Source organism: Pseudooceanicola sp. LIPI14-2-Ac024 (assembly GCF_042188925.1).
Lineage (GTDB): Bacteria > Pseudomonadota > Alphaproteobacteria > Rhodobacterales > Rhodobacteraceae > Pseudooceanicola.
The window spans coordinates 3,620,436-3,639,760 of sequence record NZ_CP170102.1; the positions used below are offsets into that span (position 1 = coordinate 3,620,436).

The following is a 19,325-nucleotide window of genomic DNA, read 5'->3' on the forward strand; positions in this document are numbered from 1 at the left end:
CCATGCACGTCACCGTGCAGTCGCAGCCCTTCGACCTCGGCGCGATCAGCGCGGCCTTCGCCGCGGGCCGCCACGACATGGGCGCGGTCGTCACCTTCACCGGCATCGTGCGTGACGATGCAGGCACGCTCGACCGGATGGAGATCGAGCACTACCCCGGCATGACCGAACGCGCGATCGAGGCGATCGCGGCCGAGGCGAAGGAGCGCTGGTCGCTCGGCGACGTGCTGGTGATCCACCGCCATGGCACGCTGCGCCCCGGTGAGCTGATCATGATGGTCGCCACCGCCGCCCGGCACCGCGGCGACGCCTTTGCCGCCGCGGAGTTCCTGATGGACTACCTGAAAAGCCGCGCGCCCTTCTGGAAGAAGGAATTCACCCGCGACGGCGCCACATGGGTCGCCGCCAGGGACGAGGACGAGGACGCGCTGTCCCGCTGGGACCGCTAGGCGCCCCGCGCCGGGTACCAGCGGTCTGCCGTCTCGGCCGCGTCGCAATCGACCGGCGAGCCGAAGCTCTCGAACTCCACAAGCAGCCCCCAGGGCGTCAGGCCGAACCGGCCGCGATTGCCTGGACCTGCCTCCTGCAGGGTGAGGGGGTAGGGCCCCTCGAGCAGCGTACCGCCCGCCGCCGCGAAATCGGCCGTCGCGGCGTCGATGTCGTCCACCGTCAGGCTGAAATGGCTGATCCCCATGTCCGAGATGCCGCGCGGTTCGGTTTGCCGGGGGCGGTCGACCTGGAACAGCTCCACGTTCGGCCCGTTCGCCAGCCGCATCATGCTGACCGCGACGATGGCGGTGCCGGGCAGCAATCCGTTCTTCGGATGAAGCTCCTCGCCCGGAAACGGCGCGAGGTTGCGTTCGGTCAGCGAAAAGAGCGTCTCGGCCCCGAAGGCACGTTCGAAGAAATCCGCCGCCTGTTCGTGGTCCGGCACCGTGATGCCGATGTGTTCGATCCCGCGTGGTCTGCCCGGTCCGGTCATGGTCGTCCCTTCCTTGATCCTCCCTCGGGGCGAGAGGTGGCCCGCACGTCGCGTCGGTCCAGCCCGCAAAGCCGCAAACCCGAGATTCCTGTTGATCCCCGCCGTCTCTGCCCCTATACGGCGCTCTCCAACCGCACGGCCGGCCCGGAGTGGCATGCCGAGTCGTGCAGATAAGACCGATTCCCAGAGGAGACGGAAATGCCCAAGATGAAGACCAAGTCGAGCGTCAAGAAGCGGTTCAAGGTGACCGCATCCGGGCGCATCAAAGTGGCCCAGGCCGGCAAGCGCCACGGCATGATCAAGCGGACGACCAAGTTCATCCGCACCGCCCGCGGCACCACCCTGCTGTCGAAGGCTGACGAACAGATCGTCAAGCCGATGATGCCCTACGCGAAGAAGTAAGGAGCCACACGATGTCCCGAGTCAAAGGTGGCACCACCACCCACGCCCGCCACAAGAAAGTTCTCGACGCGGCAAAAGGCTACTACGGCCGCCGCAAGAACACCTACAAGGTTGCCCGTCAGGCCGTCGACAAGGCCAACCAGTACGCGACCCGCGACCGCAAGAACCGCAAGCGCAACTTCCGCGCCCTGTGGATCCAGCGGATCAACGCGGCCGTCCGTGCCCATGACGAGGCACTGACGTATTCCCGCTTCATCAACGGTCTCTCGCTGGCCGGGATCGAAGTGGACCGCAAGGTGCTGGCGGACCTCGCCGTGCACGAGCCGGAAGCTTTTGGCGCGATCGTCGATCAGGCGAAAGCCGCGCTGCCCGCCTGATCCGTTCAGGCATCCGAGTTTGAGGAAGGGCCGCCCGGCAGGGGCGGCCCTTTTCGTATCGCATCGGGCCCGGTCGCGGCCTTGCCACCAAGGGCCGCTCCGGGTAGCAGGTTCTGCGAAAAGATCAGGAGGATCGGATGGACGATCTGAAGTCGAAATGGCTGGGACTCATCGGTGAGGCGGCGGACGAGGCCACCCTCGAGGATCTGCGGGTGCAGGCCGTCGGCAAGAAGGGCGAGGTCAGCCTGAAGATGCGCGAACTGGGCAAGATGACGCCCGAGGAACGCCAGACCGCCGGCCCCGCGCTGAACGCGCTGAAGGACGAGATTAACTCGGCCCTCGCTGCCAAGAAGACCGCGCTGGCCGACGCCGCGCTGGATGAGCGGCTCAAGGCGGAATGGCTGGACGTTACCCTGCCGGCCCGTGACCGCCGCGTCGGGACGATCCACCCCGTTTCCCAGGTCTGGGAGGAATGCACCGCGATCTTCGCCGACATGGGCTTTGCCGTCGCCGAGGGCCCGCAGGTCGAGACCGACTGGTACAACTTCGACGCCCTGAACATCCCCGGCCACCACCCTGCGCGGGCCGAGATGGACACCTTCTACATGCACCGCGCCGAGGGCGACAATCGCCCGCCCCACGTGCTGCGCACCCACACCTCGCCGGTGCAGATCCGCGCGATGGAGGCAGGTGGCGCGCCGACGCGGATCATCTGCCCCGGCCGCGTCTACCGCGCGGACTACGACCAGACACACACGCCGATGTTCCACCAGGTCGAGGGGCTGGCCATCGACCGCGACATCTCAATGGCGAACCTGAAATGGGTGCTCGAGGAATTCTTCTCGGCCTATTTCGGCACCAAGGTGAAGACCCGCTTCCGTGCCTCGCATTTCCCCTTCACCGAACCCTCGGCCGAGGTCGACATCCAGTGTTCCTGGGAAGGTGGCACCGTGAAGGTGGGCGAGGGCGACGACTGGCTCGAGGTCCTCGGCTCCGGCATGGTGCACCCCAAGGTGCTTCAGGCCGGCGGCGTGGACCCGTCCGAATGGCAGGGCTTCGCCTTCGGCATGGGGATCGACCGGATCGCCATGCTGAAATACGGCATCCCGGATCTGCGGGCGTTCTTCGACAGCGACCTGCGCTGGCTGCGCCACTACGGGTTCTCGGCGCTGCAGGTACCGACGCTGCGCGGGGGTGTGTGATGAAACGTGATCGCGACTATATGCGTGACTTGATGCTGGAAATGCAAAATAGCCGAACTGGTTTCGTGCACCATGTTCTGATCCTGAACCCGTCCGAAGAGGATCTGAGAAGAGATCATCACCTTGATCTGCTCATGGACGAAGGTTTGGTGGCGCGCAAAGACAAGGGCGCATACCGTCTGACGCCAATTGGGCACGATGCCGTGGAGGCGATTGAAAAGTCGGAGACATGGGAAAAGATCAAGTCACTGGCGCCGGGCGAGGCATATGAGGTCATCAAAGGAACGACGTCTTCTTTGGCGTTAGCTGCGCTCTCTAAACTTTTCGGGTTTGGTTAGGCGGCTATAGGGCGGGGTTTCACCCCGCCGACCCGGGCCAAGGTGGGGTGAAACCCCACCCTACGGAGGTGACGATGAGACTATTCCGACACGAGAACCGCGAACGCTCCGAGGCCAGCAAGGACCTCTGGGCGCGTTACGAGATCGCCTACACCCTGGTCGATTTCGGCGCCGCGTTCACCTTCATCGCCGGCTCGATCATGTTCTTTTCCGAGGCGTGGCAGACCGTGGGGACCTGGATGTTCCTGGTCGGCTCCTTCCTCTTCGCACTCAAACCGACGATCCGCCTCGCGCGGGAAATCAAGCTCTACCGGATGGGCGATTACGACGACCTCGCCAAACGGCTGACGCACTAGGAGCACGCAATGAAATTCACTCTCTCCTGGCTGAAGGACCATCTCGACACCACCGCGAGCGTGGACGAGATCGTCGAGACCCTGACCGACATCGGGCTCGAGGTCGAAGGCGTCGAGGATCCGGCGGCCAAGCTGAAGGGCTTCAAGCTGGTCAAGGTCCTCGAGGCCGAACAGCACCCGGATGCCGACAAGCTGCGCGTCTGCAAGGTGCTGACCGACGAGGGCGAGACCCAGATCGTCTGCGGCGCGCCGAACGCGCGGGCGGGGATCACCGCCGTCCTGGCGAAGCCGGGCATGTACATCCCCGGGCTCGACATCACCATCTCGGTCGGCAAGATCCGCGGTATAGAAAGCCACGGCATGATGGCGTCCGAGCGCGAGCTTGAACTGAGCGACGAGCACAACGGCATCATCGAGCTGGAGAACGGCGAGGTTGGCCAGGAATTCGCCGACTGGCTGGCCCAGAACGATCCCGTAAAGGTCGATCCGGTCATCGAGATCGCGATCACCCCGAACCGCCCCGACGCGCTTGGCGTGCGCGGCATCGCCCGCGACCTCGCGGCGCGGGGCCTCGGCACGCTGAAGCCTGCAAGGACCGCCGAGGTCAAGGGCACCTTCCCTTGCCCGGTGGGTGTGACCATCGATGCGGATGCCAAGGACGGCTGCTACCTCTTCGCCGGGCGCCTGGTGAAGGGCGTGAAAAACGGACCCAGCCCGCAATGGCTGCAGGACCGGCTGAAGGCCATTGGCCTGCGCCCGATCTCGGCCCTGGTCGATATCACCAACTTCTTCACCTACGATCGCAACCGCCCGCTGCACGTCTTTGACGCCGGCAAGGTGAAGGGCGATCTGCGCATCCACCTTTCGCAGGGCGGCGAGGAGCTGCTGGCGCTGGACGAGAAGACCTACACCCTGCCCGCGGGCGTGCTGGTGATCTCGGACATCGGGGGCGTCGAGAGTATCGGCGGCATCATGGGCGGAGAGGAGACCGGCTGCACCGAGGAGACGACCGACGTCTTCATCGAGGCGGCCTATTGGGATCACATCCAGATCGCCACCGGCGGCCGCGCGCTGAAGGTCAATTCCGACGCACGCTACCGCAACGAACGGGGCATCGACCCGGCCTTCAACATGGAGGGCCTCGAACTGGCCACCGCCATGGTGATGGAGCTCTGCGGTGGCGAGGCCTCCGAGGTCGTCGTCGCCGGTGCCGCACCTGACGTGAGCCGGGCCTACGAGCTCGACACCGCGCGCTGCGCCTCGCTGGTGGGGATGGACATCCCGGCGGTGGAACAGCGTGCCACGCTGGAGCGCCTGGGCTTCGTCATGGAGGGCGACCTGGCGCACGTGCCGTCGTGGCGGCCGGACGTGCAGGGCGGGGCGGACCTGGTGGAAGAGGTCGCGCGCATCGCGTCGCTCACCAAGCTCGAGCCGAAGCCGATGGCGCGGACCCAGCCGGGCGTACCCAAACCGATCCTGACCCCGATCCAGAAGCGCGAACAGATCGCGCGACGGACGGCGGCGGCGCTCGGCTACAACGAATGCGTCACCTATTCGTTCATCGACAAGGCCAGCGCCGAGCTTTTCGGCGGTGGCGACGATGCGACGATGCTGGCGAACCCGATCTCGTCCGACATGAGCCACATGCGCCCGGCACTGCTGCCCGGCCTGCTGCAAGCCGCCGCGCGCAACCAGGCGCGGGGGATGGGCGACCTCGCGCTCTTCGAGGTCGGGGCGGCCTGGCACGGCGGCGAGCCGGGGGAACAGCACCTGCTGGTCTCGGGCCTGCTGGTCGGGCGGACCGGGTCCAAGGACGTGCACGGCGCGTCGCGGGCGGTGGATGTCTACGACGCAAAGGCAGATGTCGAGGCGATCCTGTCGGCCATCGGCGCGCCTGCCAAGGTCCAGATCCTGCGCGGCGCGCGGGAATGGTGGCACCCCGGGCGGCACGGGCGCATCTGCCTCGGCCCCAAGAAGATGCTGGCCGTCTTCGGCGAGGTGCATCCCAAGGTCCTGCGCGAGATGAACGTGAAGGGCCCCGCGGTCGCCTTCACCATCTGGCCCGAGGAAATCCCGCTGCCCAAGAACGCCTCGGCCGCGAAGGGCGCGCTCGAGATCAGTGACCTGCAGGCGGTCGAACGTGACTTTGCCTTCGTGGTCGACACCGAGGTCGCAGCGCTCGACCTCGTGAACGCCGCGGCGGGGGCCGACAAGGCGCTGATCGCCGACGTGCGGGTCTTCGACGAATTCGTCGGCGGGTCGCTCGGCGAGGGCAAGAAATCGCTGGCGGTCACCGTGCGGATCGAGCCGAAGGAGGCGACGCTGAAGGAGGCCGAGATCGAGGCGCTCTCGAAGAAGATCGTCGAGAAGGTCGAGAAGGCCACCGGCGGCACGCTGCGCGGCTGATCCGTCGGACGCCGCGCGCGTTGACGCACATCGCCCCGCCCGCCGTCCCGCGGGCGGGGTTCGCATTTGCAGAAGGAGGAACGACATGGTGCTGAAGGTCTATCTCTCGGGCGAGATCCACACCGACTGGCGCGAGGAAATCATGGCGGGGGCCGCGGGGCTCGACGTCAGTTTCGACGTGCCGGTGACCGATCACGCGGCGAGCGACGATTGCGGCGTGGCGATCCTGGGCGCCGAGGAAAGCAAGTTCTGGCACGACCACAAGGGCGCCAAGCTGAACGCGATCCGGACGCGGACGGCGATCGAGGCGGCCGATGTGGTCGTCGTGCGCTTTGGCGACAAGTACAAGCAGTGGAACGCCGCCTTTGACGCGGGCTATGCCGCGGCGCTTGGCAAGGCGCTGATCGTGCTGCACGGCGCCGATCACCAGCACGCGCTGAAAGAGGTCGATGCCGCGGCCCAGGCGGTGGCCGAGGAACCGAGCCAGGTGGTGGAGATCCTGCGCTACGTGCTGACCGGCAAGCTGCCGGGGTAGGGCGCGGCGGGGGCTTTCCCGCCCTAGGCCTTTTCCAGCACCAGGAGCGTCATCATCCCGATCGGCGGAAGGGTCTCTTCCTCGCGCAGGATGAGGCCGGGCGTGTCGGTCACCACCCGGATGTCGAAATCGGAATGCCAGCCGAGGTAGTTGGCAAACGGCGCCATGAACCGTTCGAGCCGCGCCAGCCCGCCGGTGTCGTGGGTGCCCTTGGCAAAGTGGTTCGTCACCACGAGGCAGCCGCCCGGGCGCAGGACGCGCACCATCTCGGCCATGACCTTTTCGGGTTCCGGCACGACCGAGATCATGTGCATCGCAGCGACGGCGTCGAAGCTGTTGTCGGGAAAGTCGAGCGCGCGGGCATCCATCTGCCGCAGCCGGGCGACCTGGGTCAGCTCGCAGTCCTCAACCCGGCTGCGCGCCTTGGCCAGCATCTCTTCGGAGTAATCGACGCCGGTGACCTGCTTGTCGGTGGCATAGAGCGGCAGGGCAAGGCCGGTGCCGACCCCGACCTCGAGGATGGTCTGCCCGGCGTGGCGGTTCAGGTGGCTGACGGCGGCGCGACGTCCGGCCTTGGTGGCGGCGCCGAAGGTCCGGTCATAGATCGGGGCCCATCGTGCATACGAGTTCTTGACCGCGTCTATGTCCAAACCGTCATCCTTCCTTGCGCTTCTTGCCCAGCCTCTGGACCTGCGCGATCGCAATGCTGACCACGTAGGCGGCCGCGAGCGCGACCATGGTGGCCCAGGGATAGATCAGCACGGCAGAGCCGAGCAACACGACCCCAAGCATCACGAAGGGAGCATTGTTCCGTGACACCCGTATGTTCTTGAACGAGTAAGTCGGCATTTGGCTGATCATCAGCAGCCCGACAAGCACCACGTAGATGGCGCTCATCGTGGCGGGAAAGAGCACCTCGTTGCCGAAGTTGAACGACAGCACCATCGGCATCAGCGCCAGGATCGCCCCGGCAGGCGAGGGGATGCCGGTGAAGTAGTCGCCGGCGCCGCCCGTGCCCTCCTTGGACCGCGCGTTGAACCGGGCCAGCCGCAGCACGCAGCAGAGCGCGAAGGCCAGGCAGGCCATCCAGCCGACGCCGCCGATCTCGTAGAGCGACCAGAAATAGAGGATCAGTGCCGGGGCGACGCCGAAGTTGAGGAAGTCCGACAGCGAATCGAGCTCGGCCCCGATCAGTGTCTGGCTGCGCATCAGCCGCGCCAGCCGCCCGTCGAGCCCGTCGAGCACGCCCGCGACCAGGATCATCCGCACCGCCCATTCGTATTCGCCCTGGAAGGCGAAGCGGATGCCGGTCATCCCCGCGCAGACGGCGATCAGCGTGACGAGGTTCGGCAGCAGCTTGGCCAGCGGAAGGTCTCGGCTGCCCTCTTCGCGCGGACGTCGGGCCATCAATCCGCCCGGATCCCGCGCCCGCCCTCGGTCGAGGCGAGGTCGGCGATGATGCTCTCGCCCGCGATCATGGTCTGGCCGACAGAGACAAGCGGCGCGGTCCCCTCGGGCAGGTAGACGTCGAGGCGGGAGCCGAAGCGGATCAGGCCGAAGCGTTCACCGGCGGCCAAGTGGCGGCCGGTGCCGACGAAACAGACGATGCGCCGCGCGACGAGGCCCGCGATCTGCACCACGGCGATCTGCCGGCCGTCCGCCATCTCGATCGCGACCGAGTTGCGTTCGTTGTCGGAACTGGCCTTGTCGAGCGAGGCGTTGAAGAACTTGCCCGGCCGGTAGGCCACGGCGGTCACCCGGCCCGCGACCGGTGCGCGGTTCACGTGGCAGTTGAACACCGACATGAAGACGCTGACGCGGGTCAGCGGCGTGTCCGGCAGGCCCAGCTCAACCGGCGGGACGGCGGGTTCGATCAGCGACACGATGCCGTCGGCCGGGCTGATGATCAGCCCCTCGCGCTGCGGCGTCACCCGGACCGGATCGCGGAAGAAATAGTAGCACCAGACGGTCAGCCCGACGCCGATCCAGCCCAGCACGTCCGAGATCAGGAACAGCACCAGCGTCACGACGGCAAAGATCGCCACGAAGCGGCGGCCTTCGGGATGCATCGGTTTGATGAATGTATCGCGCATGCGCATGACGTGCGGTGTCCCCTGTCTCAACTGCAACGGTCCTAGAGGTTTGGACCGCCGGAGACAAGGAACCTCGGCGTGAGATCGCCGTGCGAGCGGCTCGGTGCGCCGTGGCCGCCGGGTCGGGCGGCCACGGTCGGGACGCGCTCAGGAGCGCGCGGGGATGTTCGACCCGGACTGGACCGCCGGGCGGGCGGCGAAGCGGTCGACATAGGGCTGCAGGTTGGCGAACCCGTCCCAGCCGACGAGGTCCTTTGCCTCGTAGAAGTCGAGCGCCTGCAGCCAGGGCGCGATGGCGATGTCGGCGATGGAATACTCGCCCGCGACCCAGTCGCGGCCCTCCAGCGCGCCGTTGACGACGTTCAGCAGGCGCTTGGCCTCGCCGACGAAGCGGTCGCGGGGGCGGGGATCCTCGATCTCCTTCCCGGCGAACTTGTAGAAGAAGCCGAGCTGCCCCAGCATCGGGCCCAGCCCGCCCATCTGCCACATCAGCCACTTGATCGCCTCGTACTTCCCGGCGCCCTCGGGCAGCAGCTTGCCGGTCTTTTCGGCCAGGTAGATCAGGATCGCGCCGCTTTCGAAGAGCGCCACCGGCTGGCCGCCGGGACCGTCCGGGTCGATGATCGCGGGGATCTTGTTGTTGGGCGAGAGCGACAGGAATTCAGGGCTGCGGACATATTCGTCCCCGAGCGGGACGAGGTGGGCCTCGTAGGGCAGGCCGATCTCTTCCAGCATGATCGACGCCTTCTTGCCGTTCGGCGTCGGAAAGGAATAGAGCTGCAGGATCGACGGGTCCTTGGCGGGCCATTTGTCGTTGATTTTCATATCGGTGATGGACATCGAGACCTCCTTGCGGTTGGCCTGACCATATATTTGCACCGTCGCTGAAAATACCCTCGGCTTTGCGCGCATCCGCGCTAGACTATGTGCGGCGTCGCAGAGACGGGCGCGCAATCAAGGCAAGGATTTCTGGATATGTTGAACGAATTCAAGGCATTCATTTCCAAGGGCAATGTGATGGACATGGCCGTCGGGATCATCATCGGCGCGGCCTTCACCGCCATCGTGAATTCGATGGTCGCCGATCTGATCAACCCCTTCGTCGGCCTCTTCCTGGGCGGCGTCGATTTCACCGACCAGTTCTTCGTGCTGAACAGTGACCAGGAATTCGCCACCCTGGCACAGGCCCAGGAAGCGGGCGTGGCGGTGTTTGCCTACGGCTCCTTCATCATGGCGGTGATCAACTTCCTGATCATCTCGTTCGTGGTCTTCATGCTGGTGCGCTACGTCAACAAAGTGCGCGAGATGACCGCGCGCAAGGACGGCGAAGCCGCCGAGGATGCGCCCGCCGGCCCGACCGAGCTCGACGTGCTGCTCGAGATCCGGGATTCCCTCAAGTCCGGGGCGACCGGCCCCTCTGCCGCGGGATAACCTCGCGCAATTCCGGCGTTCCGTCGAACATTCTCCGTTGCGAAGCGCTTCGCGACGGAGAATATAGCGCGCATGACTCTCGATACGATGGACCGCGCCATACTCCGGGTTCTGCAGCGGCAGGGCCGGATCTCCAACGCCGACCTGTCCGCCAAGGTGAACCTGTCGCCCTCGGCCTGCCACCGCCGAGTGCAGCGGCTGGAGCAGGCGGGCTACATCCGCGACTACGTCGCGCTGCTGGATGCGCGCAAGCTGGGGATGCCCTCGACCGTGTTTGTCGAGATCACGCTGCAGGGCCAGTCCGACGAGACGCTCGAGGCGTTCGAGGCCGCCGTGTCCCGCATCCCGGACGTGCTGGAATGCCACCTGATGGCGGGCTCGGCGGACTACATCCTCAAGGTCGTTGCCGAAAGCACCGAGGATTTCGCCCGCATCCACCGCCAGCACCTGACCCGCCTGCCGGGCGTGGCGCAGATGCAATCGAGCTTTGCGCTCAGGACCGTCTTCAAGACCACCGCGCTGCCGGTCTGATCCTGTCGCCGAGGCACGGGCGCGACCCCGCGCCCCGTGGACATCCCCCCGCGCAATCCCCAATGTGACCCGACGGGAGGATTGCCATGGCATGGGACTACATCATCGTCGGCGCGGGCAGCGCGGGCTGCGTTCTGGCGAAACGGCTGGGCGAAGCGGGCCACAAGGTCCTGCTGCTCGAGGCCGGGGGCAAGGACAACTACCATTGGGTGCATATCCCGATGGGCTATCTCTACTGCATCGGCAATCCCCGCACCGATTGGATGTACCGCACCGCCGAGGAGCCCGGGCTGAACGGGCGCCAGCTGCTCTATCCGCGCGGCAAGGTGCTGGGCGGCTGTTCCTCGATCAACGGCATGCTCTACCTGCGCGGGCAGGCGGCGGATTACGACGGCTGGCGGCAGATGGGTCTGACCGGCTGGGGCTGGGACGACGTGCTGCCCTACTTCCTCAAGTCCGAAGATTACGTCGACGGCGCCTCGGAGTTCCACGGTGAGGGCGGCGAATGGCGGGTCGAGAACCAGCGCCTGCACTGGCAGTTGCTGGATGACTGGATCGCCGCGGCCGAGGCGGCCGGCATCCCGCGCACCGACGATTTCAACCGGGGCGACAACGAGGGCGTCGGCTATTTCCGGGTGAACCAGCGCGGCGGCTGGCGGATGAACACCGCCAAGGCCTTCCTGCGCACCGCGAGGGCCCCGCGCCTGAAGGTCGAGACCGAGGCGCATGTGCGCCGCCTGATCGTCGAGGAAGGGCGCGTCACCGGCGTCGATTACCTGCGCGACGGTGAACGGCATACGGTCCGCGCGACGCGCGAGGTGATCCTGTCGGCTGGCGCGGTAAACTCGCCGCAGATCCTGCAGCTGTCGGGCCTGGGCCCGGCCGATCTGTTGCAGCGCAACGGGGTCGAGGTCGTCCGCGACATTCCCGGCGTCGGGCGGAACCTGCAGGACCACCTGCAGCTGCGCCTCTCATGGCGGCTGACCGGGGCCAAGACGCTGAACACGCTGGCCAATTCGATCTGGGGCAAGGCGATGATCGGGATGGATTACACCTTCCGCCGGCGCGGACCGATGTCGATGGCGCCCTCGCAGCTCGGCGCCTTCACCCGCTCGCGCGAGGGGCTGGCAACGCCGGACCTCGAATACCATGTCCAGCCGCTCTCGCTCGATGCCTTCGGGCAACCGCTGCACCGCTATCCTGCGATCACCGCTTCGGTCTGCAACCTGCGCCCCGAGAGCCGGGGCACGGTCGAAATCACGTCGTCCGACCCGATGGCGGCGCCGCGGATCGCACCGAACTACCTTGCGACCGAGGGCGACCGCCGCGTCGCGATCGACGCGATCCGCCTGACCCGCCGGATCATGGGGCAGGAGCCGATGGCCCATTACGCGCCCGAAGAGATCAAGCCGGGCGCCGCCTATGACACTGATGCGGAACTGGCGAAGGCCGCGGGAGAGGTCGGCACGACGATCTTCCACCCGGTCGCGACCGTCCGCATGGGGGCGGGCGAGGACGCACCGCTCGACCCGCAACTGCGCCTGCGCGGGGTCGGCGGGCTGCGCGTGGTGGACGCCAGCGTGATGCCGACCATCACCAGCGGCAACACCAACGCGCCCACCATCATGATCGCCGAGAAGGCCGCAGACATGATCCTGAACGGGGCGGCCTGATGCCGCGCCTTGCCATAGCGCTCTGGTCGGCCTCGGGCAGCATCGCGCGCGCCGGCGAGATGATCGCCGACGGCGCGCGCGGGGAGGGGGCCGAGGTCGCGCTGATCGACGTCGCGTCTATCGACGCCGCGGGCTGGCGGGTGCTGGCCGGGGCCGATGCCATCGCCTTCGGCACGCCCACCTACATGGGCGGCCCTGCGGCGGGGTTCAAAGCCTTCATGGATGCCTCCGGGGTCGAGATCTTTCTCGAACGGCAGTGGCTGGACAAGCTGGCGGGCGGATTCACCAGCGGGGTGAACACCGGCGGCGACAAGCTGGCGACGCTGCAGGCCCTGTCGGTCTTTGCCGCGCAGCAGGGCATGATCTGGGTCGGGCAGGACGTCATCGGCGCCCCTGTGGTCGAGGGAAATCGCGGCCTCAACCTGTCGGGCACCTTCCTCGGGCTGGCGGTCAATTCCGATGGTGCGGGCGGGTTGGCCGAGGGCTGCGAAAGCTCTGCCCGGCTGTTTGGCGCCCGGCTGGCGCGTGTCGCGCGGATCCTGTCAGCGTCCCGCTGACGGAACGGCATCCCGGCCTGCCCGCACGCGGGTCGGGTCCAGCGCCTCGCCGCTCTCGCGGTCGACAAGTACCGGGTCGAGCTGCCGGCCCGTGTCCCGGTCGCGGTAGACATAGGGCGCGGCGGTATCGTGCGGCTGGTGCGCCTCGGCCCAGGTGACGAGCGAGACCAGCACCGGGTAGAGCGCGCGGCCCTTCTCGGTCAGGCGGTATTCGTGACGCGGCGGGGTCTCGCAGTAGAGCGTCCGTTCCAGCACCCCGGTCTCTTCCAGCCGCTTGAGCCGGTCGGACAGCACGTGGCGGGTGATCCCGAGGCTGGCCTGGATGTCGTCGAACCGGCGCAGCCCGCGAAAGCAGTCGCGCAGGACAAGCAGGGTCCAGCGGTCGCCCACGACCGACAGGCCGCGCGCCACGGGACAGGTTTCGTGTTCCAGATCGCTCCACTTCATATGCGAAACCTAGCCTGCGGAGTGGGTTCCGAAAAGGAATTTTCTTGCCATTGGGTTCTTTTTTGGAACTTACTGGGCGCAGAGGAGACTCCGATGCCCAATGACCTGAGCCGCGACCGCCGCATGGCCCGCACCCGCGCGATGCTGGAGGCGCCGGTGGCGCCCACCCTTGGCCGGATGGCCGCACCGAACGTGATCGGGATGGTGGCGACGACCTTCATCAGCGTGGCCGAGGGCATCTGGGCCTCCCGCCTCGGGATCGACGCGTTGGCGGCGGTGGCGCTGGTGTTTCCCTTCGTCATGCTGACCCAGACGCTGGCGGGCGGCGCCTTTGGCGGATCGACCTCGGCCGCTGTGGCGCGCGCGCTCGGCGCGGGCGACGAGGACCGGGCGGGGCGCGTCGCGTTCCACGCCCTTCTGATCGCGCTTGGCATGGGGGCGCTGATGGCGGCGGTCTTCATCCCCTTCGGCGCCCCGATCTTTGCCCTGCTGGGGGGCGAGGGCAACGTGCTGCAACTGGCGCTGGCCTGGGGCGCCGTCTATTTTCCCGGCGCGGCACTGGTCTGGTTGTCGCAGATCTCGGCCTCTCTGATGCGGGGCACCGGGAACATGCTGCTGCCGTCGCTGTCGCTGCTGGGGATCTCGGCCTTGGCGCCGCTTTTCTCGGGGGCCTTCGCGCTTGGCTGGGGGCCGTTCCCGTCGCTGGGCGTGCCCGGACTGGCGCTTGGCTTCCTGTGTAGCCATGCCATCGTGTCCGCGGTGCTGCTGGTCTACTTCGCGCGCGGCGGGCTGGGATTCGCGATCTTCGCCGACCTGCGCCCGGCGCTGAAGTTCGCCACCCCGATCCTCAAGGTCGCCAGCATCGCGGCGCTGTCCCCGGTTCAAACCATCCTCACGACGCTGGTGGTCACCGGCTTCGTCGCCCGTTACGGCGCCGAGGCGCTGGCAGGCTACGGCCTCGGCGCGCGGCTCGAATTCCTGATGATCCCGGTGAGCTTCGGCTTCGGCGCGGCCGCCACCGCGATGGTCGGCACCAACATCGGCGCGGGCCAGGTCGCGCGGGCGCGCGCGGTGGCCTGGACAGCGGCGCTGATGGCCGGGGCCTGCACCGGGCTGATCGGCCTGACGGTCGCCATTGCCCCGGACCTCTGGCTGGGCATGTTCCTCGGCCCCGAACCCTCGGCGGTGCGGGATGCGGCGACCGGCTATCTCACCCACGTCGCGCCGTTCTATGCCTTCATGGGCTTCGGCCTGGCGCTCTACTTTGCCAGCCAGGGGGCGGGTAAGGTGCTGTTGCCGGTGCTGGCGGTGACGGGGCGGCTGGCCATCGCGACGGCGGGCTGTGCCCTCGCGGTGCGGGCTGGCCTGCCGCTCGAATGGCTGTTCTGGGCGATCGCGGCGGCGATGGTGGGCTACGGCATCTTCGCGGCGCTGGCGGTAAAGCTGGCCCGCTGGCAGCCCGACCGCGTCCCGGACGCGCCGGTCAAGGCCGCGGCCTGACCCCCGGAAATGACAAACCCCCGGGGCTGGGCCGCGGGGGTCGTCTCAACTTCAATTCTGTTCCGAAGGAAACCCTCAGAGCAGACCTTCGCGTTGCGCTTTCTTGCGTGCCAGCTTGCGGGCACGGCGGATCGCTTCGGCCTTCTCGCGCGCTTTCTTTTCGGACGGTTTCTCGAAATGCTGCTTGAGCTTCATTTCCCGGAACACGCCTTCGCGCTGGAGCTTCTTCTTCAGGGCGCGGAGCGCCTGATCGACGTTGTTGTCGCGAACAGAGACCTGCATGTGGTTGTCACCACCTTCCTAAGTTAGAGTTGCAAGAGAATTTGCAGGAAGTGGCCTTTTAACAAGCGCTGCCCTATTTGTCCAGTAGAGGACTCAGGCCGGAGGCTCCGATGACCCAGACCACCCATCACGCCCAATCTCCCGCCGACAGGCTGCTCGACGCGGCGGTGTCGCACGTGCCCTTCGACGGCTGGTCAGAGGCGACGCTCAGGGCCGCGATGGCCGACACGGGCATCGAGCCGGGGCTGGCCAAGGCGCTCTTTCCGCGCGGTGCGCTGGACCTGGCGCTGGCCTACCACAAGCGCGGCGATGCCGAGATGCTCCGCAAGCTGGCCGAGACCGACCTCACCGCCCTGCGGTTCCGCGACCGGATCGCGCGCGCGGTGCGCCTGCGGCTCGAGGCGGTCGAGGATCGCGAACTGGTGCGCCGCGGCATGACGCTGTTTTCCCTGCCGCAGAACGCCCCCGAGGGGGCAAGGGCGATCTGGGGCACGACGGATGCGATCTGGACCGCGCTCGGCGACAGTTCGGATGACGTGAATTGGTACACCAAGCGGGCGACCCTGTCGGGCGTCTACGGCTCGGTCGTGCTCTACTGGCTGGGCGATGACAGCCCGGACCACCAGGCGACATGGGCGTTTCTTGACCGGCGGATCGACGACGTGATGCAGATCGAGAAGGTGAAGGCCGATGTGCGCGGCAGCAAGATCGCCTCGGCCCTGCTGGCGCTGCCCCTCGCGGTGGCGGGCCAGATCAAGGCCCCGGCGCGCAAGCCGGGCGACATGCCGGGGCGCATGGGCTGAGCGGTGCGGGCCGCGCACGGGTTGCGAATCCGCCGCGCGGGTCCTATATCGCCCCTCGAGAGGTTGGCGCGGGCAGGCGCCTCGCCAACCCGGTCAGGTCCGGAAGGAAGCAGCCGTAACGAGTCCCGCTTGGGTCGATGTCCAGCCTCTCACCTCATCCCGGATTGCCCGCTCCCATCGTCTCGCGCTAGACAGGCGCCATGACACGCGCGACTCCGTCCTGCCGATGACCGACGCGCCGAGCCTGCGGGACCTCGGCTGGTCCGCGCATTTCCTGTCCCAACTGAGCACCGAAGAGGTCGAGGCGCTGACCCCCGGCCGGGTGGCCGAGATCCAGCGCGACCGGCTGACCGTTCTGACCGAGGGCCGGCCCAAGATGCTGGTCCTGCCGGGCGACATCGGCGCGGGCGACGTGGCGGTCGGCGACTGGCTGCTGGTCGAGGCCGAGGCCGACCGGGTCGAGCGCCTGCTGGACCGCAAGTCCGAGATCGCGCGCCGCGCCTCGGGTCCCGAGGTCAAGCCGCAGCTGATCGCGGCGAATGTCGACACGCTTTTCATCACCACTTCAGCCAACGCCGATTTCAGCCTGCCGCGCCTCGAACGGGCGCTGGCGCTGGCCTACGAGGCCGAGATCGCGCCGGTCATCCTGATCACCAAGGCCGACCTGACGGACGACGCCGAGGGCTTCGAGGCCGAGGCGCGCAAGGCCGCGCGCAATGTCGATGTGCTGACCCTGAATGCCAAGTCGCCCGAAGCGGTCACGGCCCTCTCGCCCTGGTGCGGCAAGGGGCAGACCGTGGCGCTGATCGGGATGTCGGGCACCGGGAAATCGACGCTGGCCAACGCGCTCTGCGGCACCGACAAGGCAACCGGCGGCATCCGCGAGGACGACGCGCGCGGCCGGCACACCACCACGGCGCGGTCGCTGCACCGGACGCTGGCGGGAGGCTGGCTGATCGACACGCCGGGCATGCGCGAGATGGGCGTCTTCGACGCCGCGGGCGGGATCGACGCGGTCTTTGCCGAGATCACCGAGCTGGCGGCCCAGTGCAAGTTCCGCGACTGCGCCCACGAAGGCGAACCGGGCTGCGCCGTGCAGGCCGCCATCGCCGCCGGAGAACTGGACCCCGAGCGGCTGGACCGCTGGCGCAAGCTGCGGGCCGAGGACCGGCAGGCGACCGAGACCATCGCCGAGGGGCGTGCCCGCGGCAAGAAGCTGAGCCGGCACTACAAGTCAGTGCAATCCACCCACCGGCGCTGGAAGGGCGCCGAGGAGTAGGGGGCGTCAGCCCCCCACCGTTCTTAGAGCTGTTCTGCCCGGAACGTGTCGCAGGACGCCATCTGCCCGCTGTCATACCCGGTGCCGAACCACCGCGCGCGCTGCGCGCTGGTCCCGTGGGTGAAGGTGTGCGGCTGCGGCACCCGACCCGCCGCGCCCTGCAACCTGTCGTCGCCGATCATCCGCGCGGCATTCATCGCCTCGGCCACGTCGCCGGGGTCAAGCAGCCCCTCGACATGCGCGGCCCAGACCCCGGCCAGGCAATCGGCCTGCAGCTCCAGCGCGACGGACAGCGCGTTGGCCTCGCGGTCCGACATCTGCTGGCGGGCGGTGTTGATCTGCCCGAGGATCCCCAGCTCGTTCTGGATGTGGTGCGCGACCTCGTGCGCCACGACGTAGGCGGCGGCGAAATCGCCCGCCGCGCCAAGGCGCGAGGACAGCGTGGCAAAGAAATCGAGGTCGAGGTACGCTTTCCGGTCCGCCGGGCAATAGAACGGCCCGGTCGCCCCCGACGCGCCGCCGCAGGGGCTGCTGGTCACGCCCGAGAACAGCACCAGCACTGGCGGGTCGTACTGCAACCCGGCCTGTTCGGCCATCACGGTGGTCCAGACATCCTCGGTCGTGGCCAGCACGCGCAGGGTGAAATCGGCGGCCTGTTCCTCTTCGGGGCTCAGCTCGTCCGGCAGGTAGGCCCCGGCGGTGCCGCCGTTGCCCGACACGAAGGGCGTCAGGTCGATGTCGGTGAAGAGCCCGATCACCAGGATCAGCAGCAGCCCCCCAAGGCCAAGCCCGCCGGCGCCGGCCATGGGCAATCCGCGCATCCCGCGCCTGTCCTCGACATTTGTGCTGCGGCGTACCCCTCTCAGGCGCATCTGCTCTCTCCTGCTGAACGTGGTCGAAGGTAACGCGAAATTGTCCGGGGGAAGGGGTGGACCGGTCAGGCACAGGCCGGGACCGGGCCATCGCGCAGCTCCTGCCGGACCAGCGCGGCGACGGTGCCCTCGGTGACGTTCCCGACGACGACGGTGCGGCCGATGACCAGCGCGGGGGTGCCGGCAAAGCCGAACTCCCGGGCGAGGGCGGCGGTGCGCGCCAGCTGGGTGTCGACCTCGGCGCTGTCCATGTCCGCGATCATGCGGTCGGGGTCGATGCCGATGTCTTGCGCCACGATCCCGAGGTACGCGGGCGTCGGCACGAACCGGGTCTGCATCAGCCTTTCATGAAACGCGGTGTAGGCGCCCTGCATCTTGGCGGCCAGCGCCGCCCGTGCCGCGATCTCGGACGTCGGGCCGAGCAGCGGCCATTCGTGCCAGGCCATGCGGATCGTGTCGGCCTCGCGCTCGGCCAGGGCGGCGAGCTTGCCGGTCAGCACCCGGCAGTAGGGGCAGTTGTAGTCGGTGAACGAGGCGATCGGCACGGTGCCGGGCGGTGGCGCCCCCTCGAAGAGCGCGGTGCAGAGGTCGCCGGGCGCAATGCGGTAGACTGCGCCTTCGGCCTCGTCGAGGCCGGCCAGCGGGCCGGGGGCGGTGATCGGGGCGGCGTCCCTGAGGCGGCGGAACCCCTCGGGGTGGGCCAGCGGTTCGAAATCGTGCGATCCGCCGAAGCGGCCCGCCAGGCGCGGGGCCAGCTGGAAGGCGGCGACCGGCGCCGCGATCAGCCCCAGCACCACGGCGCGGCGGGTCCAGGCGCCCTTTCGGTCGGTGTCTGTTGCGGTCATCCCGGCGCGGTCAGTTGGCCGTGGCCAGCAGCATGTCGGCCCGGATCCGGGCCAGCGTGATCCGGCAGGACTGGATGCCGATCCCCGATCCTGCCCCGCTGCCGTAGGTCGCGCCGACATAGCCGCACTGGGCGTCGCGATAGGCCTCCCACGCCCACTGGCTCTTGGTCAGGGCCTCCATCGTCGTGCTCGCCTGCATGACCTCGTCCAGTTTCTGGGCCAGGTCCATCGCGATCTCGAACGCGGTGGCGACGGATTCGTCCACCAGTTCGAGAGTGTCTTCGAGGCAGGTCTTCACCTCGGCCTCGGTCGCGGTGCCGGAACGGCACTCCATCGCCGGGTCCGCGGCCAGCGGTGGCGCGGCCAGCACGAGCGTCGCAAGGCAGAGGGGCAATAGTCGGGTCACGATCCGGT

The 19,325-nt window shown here is 67.8% G+C and carries 25 protein-coding genes and 1 other RNA gene; 16 read left to right on the forward strand and 10 right to left on the reverse strand.

All coding sequences use genetic code 11. The annotated features are described in order from the left end of the window. Positions 1-2 precede the first annotated feature (2 nt). The gene (locus ACE2AC_RS17765) at positions 3-449 is read left to right on the forward strand and encodes a molybdenum cofactor biosynthesis protein MoaE (RefSeq protein WP_375688797.1); all 447 of its coding nucleotides are present in this window, start codon (positions 3-5) and stop codon (positions 447-449) included. Here the strand turns inward: ACE2AC_RS17765 and ACE2AC_RS17770 are convergent. Continuing rightward, positions 446-982, reverse strand: a complete 537-nt coding sequence (locus ACE2AC_RS17770; protein ID WP_375688799.1) for a VOC family protein — start codon at positions 980-982, stop codon at positions 446-448. The genes ACE2AC_RS17765 and ACE2AC_RS17770 overlap by 4 nt on opposite strands. 198 nt (positions 983-1,180) lie before the next feature. Here ACE2AC_RS17770 and rpmI point away from each other — a divergent pair, with 198 nt between their 5' ends. The 7 genes from rpmI (at position 1,181) to ACE2AC_RS17805 (ending at position 6,598) form a co-directional block, all read left to right on the forward strand. Beyond that, positions 1,181-1,384 (forward strand): 50S ribosomal protein L35, encoded by a 204-nt coding sequence (gene rpmI / locus ACE2AC_RS17775; protein ID WP_375688801.1) that lies wholly within the window; start codon positions 1,181-1,183, stop codon positions 1,382-1,384. Between the two features lie 11 nt (positions 1,385-1,395). Further along, on the forward strand, positions 1,396-1,761 hold the full coding sequence (gene rplT / locus ACE2AC_RS17780) for a 50S ribosomal protein L20 (protein ID WP_375688803.1): 366 nt from the start codon (positions 1,396-1,398) through the stop codon (positions 1,759-1,761). 137 nt (positions 1,762-1,898) lie between these two features. Then, entirely contained in the window at positions 1,899-2,963 is a 1,065-nt protein-coding gene (gene pheS, locus ACE2AC_RS17785) for a phenylalanine--tRNA ligase subunit alpha (RefSeq protein ID WP_375688805.1), read from the forward strand. Further along, positions 2,963-3,301 (forward strand): hypothetical protein, encoded by a 339-nt coding sequence (locus tag ACE2AC_RS17790; RefSeq protein WP_375688807.1) that lies wholly within the window; start codon positions 2,963-2,965, stop codon positions 3,299-3,301. Before pheS ends, ACE2AC_RS17790 begins: the two co-directional genes overlap by 1 nt. Positions 3,302-3,375: 74 nt before the next feature. Next, positions 3,376-3,657: a YrhK family protein gene (locus tag ACE2AC_RS17795; RefSeq protein ID WP_375688808.1), complete on the forward strand. Its 282-nt coding sequence runs from the start codon at positions 3,376-3,378 to the stop codon at positions 3,655-3,657. 9 nt (positions 3,658-3,666) lie between these two features. Further along, complete coding sequence (gene pheT / locus ACE2AC_RS17800) at positions 3,667-6,063, forward strand: phenylalanine--tRNA ligase subunit beta (protein WP_375688810.1); 2,397 nt, start codon at positions 3,667-3,669, stop codon at positions 6,061-6,063. An 85-nt stretch (positions 6,064-6,148) separates the two neighbouring features. Beyond that, on the forward strand, positions 6,149-6,598 hold the full coding sequence (locus ACE2AC_RS17805; protein WP_375688812.1) for a YtoQ family protein: 450 nt from the start codon (positions 6,149-6,151) through the stop codon (positions 6,596-6,598). 23 nt (positions 6,599-6,621) lie between these two features. Here ACE2AC_RS17805 and ACE2AC_RS17810 read toward each other — a convergent pair whose 3' ends face one another. The 4 genes from ACE2AC_RS17810 to ACE2AC_RS17825 form a co-directional block, all read right to left on the reverse strand. Next, a complete protein-coding gene (locus ACE2AC_RS17810) occupies positions 6,622-7,248 on the reverse strand; it encodes a class I SAM-dependent methyltransferase (RefSeq protein WP_375688814.1) in 627 nt (208 codons plus the stop codon). 4 nt (positions 7,249-7,252) lie between these two features. Then, positions 7,253-8,005 (reverse strand): CDP-alcohol phosphatidyltransferase family protein, encoded by a 753-nt coding sequence (locus ACE2AC_RS17815; RefSeq protein ID WP_375688815.1) that lies wholly within the window; start codon positions 8,003-8,005, stop codon positions 7,253-7,255. Next, on the reverse strand, positions 8,005-8,697 hold the full coding sequence (locus tag ACE2AC_RS17820) for a phosphatidylserine decarboxylase (protein ID WP_375688817.1): 693 nt from the start codon (positions 8,695-8,697) through the stop codon (positions 8,005-8,007). The genes ACE2AC_RS17815 and ACE2AC_RS17820 overlap by 1 nt, the downstream gene beginning before the upstream one ends. A 141-nt stretch (positions 8,698-8,838) precedes the next feature. Then, positions 8,839-9,531: a glutathione S-transferase N-terminal domain-containing protein gene (locus tag ACE2AC_RS17825; protein WP_375688819.1), complete on the reverse strand. Its 693-nt coding sequence runs from the start codon at positions 9,529-9,531 to the stop codon at positions 8,839-8,841. Between the two features lie 135 nt (positions 9,532-9,666). On the opposite strand from ACE2AC_RS17825, the gene mscL reads away from it, so the two are divergent. The 4 genes from mscL (at position 9,667) to ACE2AC_RS17845 (ending at position 12,883) form a co-directional block, all read left to right on the forward strand. Next, positions 9,667-10,122, forward strand: coding sequence for a large conductance mechanosensitive channel protein MscL (gene mscL / locus ACE2AC_RS17830; RefSeq protein WP_375688821.1), 456 nt, complete (start codon positions 9,667-9,669; stop codon positions 10,120-10,122). Between the two features lie 72 nt (positions 10,123-10,194). Then, complete coding sequence (locus tag ACE2AC_RS17835) at positions 10,195-10,653, forward strand: Lrp/AsnC family transcriptional regulator (RefSeq protein WP_375688823.1); 459 nt, start codon at positions 10,195-10,197, stop codon at positions 10,651-10,653. Positions 10,654-10,739: 86 nt separating this feature from the next. Further along, the gene (locus tag ACE2AC_RS17840; RefSeq protein WP_375688825.1) at positions 10,740-12,326 is read left to right on the forward strand and encodes a GMC family oxidoreductase; all 1,587 of its coding nucleotides are present in this window, start codon (positions 10,740-10,742) and stop codon (positions 12,324-12,326) included. After that, a complete protein-coding gene (locus tag ACE2AC_RS17845; RefSeq protein ID WP_375688827.1) occupies positions 12,326-12,883 on the forward strand; it encodes a flavodoxin family protein in 558 nt (185 codons plus the stop codon). Before ACE2AC_RS17840 ends, ACE2AC_RS17845 begins: the two co-directional genes overlap by 1 nt. Here the strand turns inward: ACE2AC_RS17845 and ACE2AC_RS17850 are convergent. Further along, the gene (locus ACE2AC_RS17850; RefSeq protein ID WP_375688829.1) at positions 12,869-13,330 is read right to left on the reverse strand and encodes a winged helix-turn-helix transcriptional regulator; all 462 of its coding nucleotides are present in this window, start codon (positions 13,328-13,330) and stop codon (positions 12,869-12,871) included. The genes ACE2AC_RS17845 and ACE2AC_RS17850 overlap by 15 nt on opposite strands. Before the next feature lie 93 nt (positions 13,331-13,423). Between ACE2AC_RS17850 and ACE2AC_RS17855 the strand changes: the two genes are divergently transcribed. After that, complete coding sequence (locus tag ACE2AC_RS17855) at positions 13,424-14,830, forward strand: MATE family efflux transporter (RefSeq protein WP_375688831.1); 1,407 nt, start codon at positions 13,424-13,426, stop codon at positions 14,828-14,830. A 75-nt stretch (positions 14,831-14,905) separates the two neighbouring features. On the opposite strand, the gene rpsU is transcribed toward ACE2AC_RS17855, so the two are convergent. After that, on the reverse strand, positions 14,906-15,112 hold the full coding sequence (gene rpsU, locus ACE2AC_RS17860; protein WP_005614280.1) for a 30S ribosomal protein S21: 207 nt from the start codon (positions 15,110-15,112) through the stop codon (positions 14,906-14,908). A 110-nt stretch (positions 15,113-15,222) separates the two neighbouring features. Between rpsU and ACE2AC_RS17865 the strand changes: the two genes are divergently transcribed. The 3 genes from ACE2AC_RS17865 to rsgA all read left to right on the forward strand — a co-directional run bounded on the left by ACE2AC_RS17865 (position 15,223) and on the right by rsgA (position 17,194). Next, complete coding sequence (locus ACE2AC_RS17865) at positions 15,223-15,915, forward strand: COQ9 family protein (RefSeq protein WP_375688833.1); 693 nt, start codon at positions 15,223-15,225, stop codon at positions 15,913-15,915. Between the two features lie 56 nt (positions 15,916-15,971). After that, an RNA gene (ffs, locus tag ACE2AC_RS17870) (signal recognition particle sRNA small type) lies at positions 15,972-16,070 on the forward strand. Positions 16,071-16,141: 71 nt separating this feature from the next. Further along, positions 16,142-17,194, forward strand: coding sequence for a ribosome small subunit-dependent GTPase A (gene rsgA / locus ACE2AC_RS17875; RefSeq protein ID WP_375688835.1), 1,053 nt, complete (start codon positions 16,142-16,144; stop codon positions 17,192-17,194). A 23-nt stretch (positions 17,195-17,217) separates the two neighbouring features. Here rsgA and ACE2AC_RS17880 read toward each other — a convergent pair whose 3' ends face one another. From ACE2AC_RS17880 to ACE2AC_RS17890, 3 genes are all read right to left on the reverse strand, one after another. Continuing rightward, the gene (locus ACE2AC_RS17880; RefSeq protein WP_375688837.1) at positions 17,218-18,066 is read right to left on the reverse strand and encodes a neutral zinc metallopeptidase; all 849 of its coding nucleotides are present in this window, start codon (positions 18,064-18,066) and stop codon (positions 17,218-17,220) included. Between the two features lie 65 nt (positions 18,067-18,131). Beyond that, positions 18,132-18,911 carry a DsbA family protein gene (locus ACE2AC_RS17885; RefSeq protein ID WP_375688839.1) on the reverse strand — a complete coding sequence of 260 codons (780 nt, stop codon included), beginning with the start codon at positions 18,909-18,911 and terminating at the stop codon, positions 18,132-18,134. A gap of 10 nt (positions 18,912-18,921) precedes the next feature. Continuing rightward, positions 18,922-19,317, reverse strand: coding sequence for a lysozyme inhibitor LprI family protein (locus ACE2AC_RS17890; RefSeq protein ID WP_375688841.1), 396 nt, complete (start codon positions 19,315-19,317; stop codon positions 18,922-18,924). Positions 19,318-19,325: the final 8 nt, after the last annotated feature.